Origin of the sequence: uncultured Nostoc sp. (genome assembly GCF_964245445.1) — a bacterium.
Taxonomy (GTDB): domain Bacteria; phylum Cyanobacteriota; class Cyanobacteriia; order Cyanobacteriales; family Nostocaceae; genus Nostoc.
The window spans coordinates 1-4,698 of the sequence record NZ_CAXTNE010000424.1 but is presented as its reverse complement, the minus strand read 5'-3'; the positions used below and the strand labels follow the sequence as shown (position 1 = coordinate 4,698).

Sequence of the window (4,698 nt, the reverse complement as noted above, 5' to 3'; positions counted from 1 at the left end):
GAACAGGGGGAGCAGGGGAAGAAAATAGTACCTCATCCTTCTCATCCCCCTCATCTCTCCCTACCCCCTGCTGTAATAAGTTTTCTAAGAAGGGAAAAACCTTTCCGACTTCTGGTGTCCACATCTGGGGGATGCCATCGACTAGGCGAGGAGCGCCTGCACAGATAGAATATCGGCTGAGTTGGGGATGATCGATTGGCGTTGGGTAGGGACTTTCCAGTAGGGTAGCAATTCCCGGTGCGGAGGTGGAGTGAAAAAGAGCAGCAAAAATTTCCAAACCTGTACGTTTTTCTAAGGGTAGCGATCGCCAATACCAAGCCTTGATCATACTGTTTATAAGCGTTGCAAAATTAGACCTGAGTTCCTATAGCTAACCGTATTCCCCAGAATAAAATTAAAGTTGCAATAGCAAGCCAGTCACGCCCTTTAAATCGTAAGTCGTGCCACTGCACTTGATGCTCGTTGGGACTGGTAAAACCCCGCACCATCATTGCATTCGCCATTTGATCGGCTCGTAAGAGCAGATTTTCTAACAGTCTCTCTGCAACTGTCATCCAAACTTTGAATCCTCCTTTCAATCCTAGCTTTTTCCAATTAATTGCCCTTGTCATCACGGAGCGAAATAAGTTTTGCACTTCTTCTAAAACTAGGGGAATAAAGCGCAAGGACAAGGTTAAAGTTAAAGCAATTTCGGTGACAGGCCACTTGAAGCGTCGCAGGGGTTGCATTAGGCTTTCTATGCCAGATGTGATTTCTTCTGGTGCGGTTGTCAGCAGATACAGGTTGGTGCTGTAAATTACGGTAAATATAATTGTACTCAGACGTACAGCCAAATCCAAGGAGCGGCGAGTTACTTTAACTGGGCCTTTGTGAAATAGCACATAACTGTATTTGCTATTACTTGCTGGCTCTTGAACAATATTTTTGGAGAATGCTTGCTGGGTTAATATTTGTTCATTAGCTGGGAGGCGTGGCTGATAATCTACACCCATTGCATCAGGACTAATGGCTCCGATCGCTAAGATAAAAAACGATAGCATTAATAGCCAACCCATTTGCTGCTGCCATACTCGGCGGGGAATTCTGGCAATTAAGGTGGCAAGAATCAATATTACTACCAGCAGCACCCGCCAAAAGTTGTTAGCTAAAACATAGCTTGTTAAAAAGCTCATCAACCATGCGAACTTGACTCGCGGATCGATTTTATGCAGCCAAGTTTGGGGTTGTTCTAAATAAAGTCCAAGTGGCAGCGATCGCAATAAATCCATTTGAAAGTTAGGAGTTAGGAGTTTTGACTTCTGGGTTAACCTATTATGTTGACATAGGCTTAAAAATAGCAATTTTGGCTTTAACTCATAACTCCTGTACAGACGCGATGAATCGCGTCTCCTAACTTATTTTGACGCGAGTTGCTCTATTAACATTACCAATTTCGGCATCACGGACTTTTTTGCTCCGCCACAGCAAAATAATTGGTGTGCCTTTAAATCCTAGCTGTTGCCGGAATTGACGTTCAATGTAGCGGCGGTAGTTATCGTTGAAGCGTTTGGAATCATTGACAAAGAGAGCGATCGTTGGTGGTTGGCTACTTACTTGTGTACCATAATAAATCTTGCCCTGACGCCCACCACGGGATGCTGGCGGTGAATGCCAGCTAACAGCGTCTGTTAAGACTTCGTTAATTACTGATGTGCTGACACGGCGTTTGTGTGATTCAGCCGCAGTTTTCACCAATTCTAGAATCTTCTCTACCCGTTGTCCTGACAAGGCACTTACAAAAATTGTTTCTGCCCACTCGGTAAAATGTAACCGTGATTGCAGAGTTTTTTCGTAGTCGTAGATTGTGTAAGAGTCTTTTTCGACAGCATCCCACTTATTAACGACGATGATGCAAGCTCGACCTTCTTCGATAATCCGCCCAGCTAATTTTTGGTCTTGCTCAGTGACTCCATCAACGGCATCTATTACTAATAAAACCACGTCAGCACGGCGAATCGCTTTGAAAGCACGGTTAATACTAAAGAATTCTGTGCCGTATTCTATGTGTTTCTTTTTGCGAATGCCGGCGGTGTCAATCAAACGGTAGGTTTGCCCCTCTCGTTCAATGACGGTATCAATAGCATCGCGGGTAGTACCGGAAATTGGGCTGACAATTGCCCTCTCTTCCCCGACAAAAGAGTTGAGTAAGCTCGATTTGCCCACATTCGGGCGTCCTACAATTGCTACTTTGATTTCATTCGTGTCTGGGATGTCTTCAATAGCAGGTATGTGGTTAACTAACTCGTCGAGTAACTCTCCTGTGCCACTTCCATGAATCGCGGAGATGGGGTAAGGTTCGCCCAATCCCAATTCCCAAAACTCGGCAGCTTGCATTAAGCCTTGTTCTGGGGATTCACATTTATTTACAGCTAGTAGCACAGGTACAGTTTGTTGGCGCATCCATTCGGCAATTTCTAAATCTGCCGATGTGGGGCCTGTTTGACCATCTACGACAAAAATAGCGCCACATGCTTCTGCAAGGGCTGTCATTGCCTGTTGGCGAATCAGTGGTAAAAATTCGGTATCATCATTAAAAACTAAACCACCAGTGTCTACCACCAAAAATTCACGACCATTCCAGAAAGCTGGTAGATAAGTGCGATCGCGTGTCACTCCCGGTTCATCATGGACAATCGCCGTTTGTTCCCCGGCGAGTCGATTAACCAGGGTGGATTTGCCCACATTTGGGCGTCCGATAATTGCAACAATTGGCAGTGCCATAAAACCAGGGTAAGTGAGAGCCGTAGTATATCACGTACTTACATTTTACTCACTTTAAACTGGAAGTTTTAATAACTTTCTAATCATCTGAGGCGATGTCAAAGAAATCTCTCCCTGCTTATACCACATTAGGACTGACGCAATTACGGAATAACGTAGACGACGCAAAGCGGCTTGCCGCAGGCTACCACAGAGGCACGGAGAAGCCAGTGCGCCCTTGCGGTTCTCCGACTTGTACCCCTACGGGGATCTTGCTACGCTCTTAGCGTTCCCGCTCTTTAGCAAGTGGCGCGACACGAATAAATAAGAGTTTGAAAGATATTTTGCGTGAGTCCCATACATAAAACCGTCTCTCTCTGAGTCGGAGAAGGAAAGGCAGGGAGAGGTTTATTGAACTCACATTAATTTAAAAAATAAAAAAGGTAGGATTTCCTACCTTTTACCCAAAAAAAGCATTTTGTAACCAAATACCAAATTAAATATCACACAAGCTTTTGACGAATCTATTGCAAAACTATGACAAGGGTATGACGTTTAATCTGTAATTGACTTCGCTAGTGCTGCTAGTTGCAACCCAGGCGAATAACTTCCTTCTTCCTTGATCCGTTTAATTTCAGCATCTGTAACCCGCAAATTTAACTTTTGTGCCAACGCCCGTACAATATCTCCCCGGTCAATTACACCAGCGACAGCACCAGCCGGAGACAGCACGGTAATTCGAGGTAACTGCTCATTTTCCAGCTTGTTAATTACCTCAGCTATCGTTGTTGCTTCAGCAACAGTGGGTATTTCTGTCAAGGGATGCACAATGCTATGTAAGGTTTGGGTTTCCCATTCACTCCTTTGGGTTAAACGAAAATCGTCAATGGAAACTAGACCCCGGTAACGTCCATCAGAAGCAGCAAAATAAACCTGTGAGGGAGTGGTTTCTAACAGGTATAAATCGGCAAATGCTCGTAATGTCTGATCAGCATCGACAACCCGAAACTCACGAGTCATCGCATCAGCCGCCACAACTTTGAGTAGGCTTTCTTGCAATGTAGTTACGTTGTCATAACTGCTGGCGTTGCGGACAGCAAACCAACCTAACAGCGCAATCCACAAACCAAGTACTAATTCTCTGGTCACAAAATCTACAACAAATCCCAAAGCGATCGCACTGTAACCCAAAATTTGCCCAGCCTTTGCAGCCCAGTGTACGGCTTGAAAACGATTACCTGTTATTTGCCATAGTGCTGCTTTTAATACTTGCCCTCCATCTAGAGGTAAGCCGGGAATCAGGTTAAATAGCGCCACCACCAAGTTAATTCTTGCCAAATCTCCGACCATGACACTGAGTGGACTAGTATCGTGTATCACAATAGTTCCCACCCGCAGTAGTAAAAATAGTCCGATACTCACCAAAGGGCCAGCGATCGCTACTTGAAAGGCTTTGAAAGGAGTTTTAGATTCTTCTTCAATAGCAGCAATCCCGCCAAACAGAAATAGGGTGATTGAATTAACTTTAATGCCTTGCGATCGGGGTACTAAGCTGTGACCCAACTCATGTAGCAACACCGAACCAAATAGCAACAGTGCCATAACTATTCCAGCACTCCAAGCTATAACAGGGCCCCATTCCTGATAAGCTACCCCAAAGTTAAGAGTTGCCAACCCTAAAATCACAAACCATAACGGGTCTAAAAACAGGGGAATTCCAAATAAAGACCCAATTTTCCAATTTGTTTGCATTACATTGTCCTAAAACTAGATATCGCCAGTACTATCTGTACTGCAAGATTTGCGTATATACTTATACATATATTTCTGAGCATCAATTCGATACTGCCGAGTTACGAAATGCTCTTATTTCTAGAATAGACAATTAATGCGTGTGAGCAAAGCTCTGAAGTGGGGCATTGGGAATAGGGAATGGGTAAGAGGCAGAGGGGCAGGGAG

4 protein-coding genes and 1 pseudogene are annotated in these 4,698 nt (G+C 44.5%); 1 reads left to right on the top strand and 4 read right to left on the bottom strand.

The window, feature by feature from the left end:
• The 3 genes and pseudogenes from ACFE90_RS36510 to der form a co-directional block, all read right to left on the bottom strand.
• Positions 1-328, bottom strand: a pseudogene (locus ACFE90_RS36510) (aminodeoxychorismate synthase component I); the annotation flags it as partial.
• Between the two features lie 22 nt (positions 329-350).
• Positions 351-1,268, bottom strand: coding sequence for an energy-coupling factor transporter transmembrane component T family protein (locus ACFE90_RS36505; protein WP_375507125.1), 918 nt, complete (start codon positions 1,266-1,268; stop codon positions 351-353).
• Between the two features lie 121 nt (positions 1,269-1,389).
• Positions 1,390-2,760 carry a ribosome biogenesis GTPase Der gene (der, locus tag ACFE90_RS36500; protein WP_375507124.1) on the bottom strand — a complete coding sequence of 457 codons (1,371 nt, stop codon included), beginning with the start codon at positions 2,758-2,760 and terminating at the stop codon, positions 1,390-1,392.
• Positions 2,761-2,855: 95 nt separating this feature from the next.
• Between der and ACFE90_RS36495 the strand changes: the two genes are divergently transcribed.
• Complete coding sequence (locus tag ACFE90_RS36495; protein ID WP_375507123.1) at positions 2,856-3,026, top strand: hypothetical protein; 171 nt, start codon at positions 2,856-2,858, stop codon at positions 3,024-3,026.
• A 268-nt stretch (positions 3,027-3,294) separates the two neighbouring features.
• Here ACFE90_RS36495 and ACFE90_RS36490 read toward each other — a convergent pair whose 3' ends face one another.
• Entirely contained in the window at positions 3,295-4,491 is a 1,197-nt protein-coding gene (locus tag ACFE90_RS36490; RefSeq protein ID WP_375507122.1) for a site-2 protease family protein, read from the bottom strand.
• Positions 4,492-4,698 lie beyond the last annotated feature (207 nt).

What these genes read in the sequence shown, in the direction of transcription:
- der (WP_375507124.1), bottom strand. Translation starts at nt 2,760, where the DNA reads ATGGCACTGCCAATTGTTGCAATTATCGGACGCCCAAATGTGGGCAAA.
- ACFE90_RS36505 (WP_375507125.1), bottom strand. Translation starts at nt 1,268, where the DNA reads ATGGATTTATTGCGATCGCTGCCACTTGGACTTTATTTAGAACAACCC.
- ACFE90_RS36495 (WP_375507123.1), top strand. Translation starts at nt 2,856, where the DNA reads ATGTCAAAGAAATCTCTCCCTGCTTATACCACATTAGGACTGACGCAA.
- ACFE90_RS36490 (WP_375507122.1), bottom strand. Translation starts at nt 4,491, where the DNA reads ATGCAAACAAATTGGAAAATTGGGTCTTTATTTGGAATTCCCCTGTTT.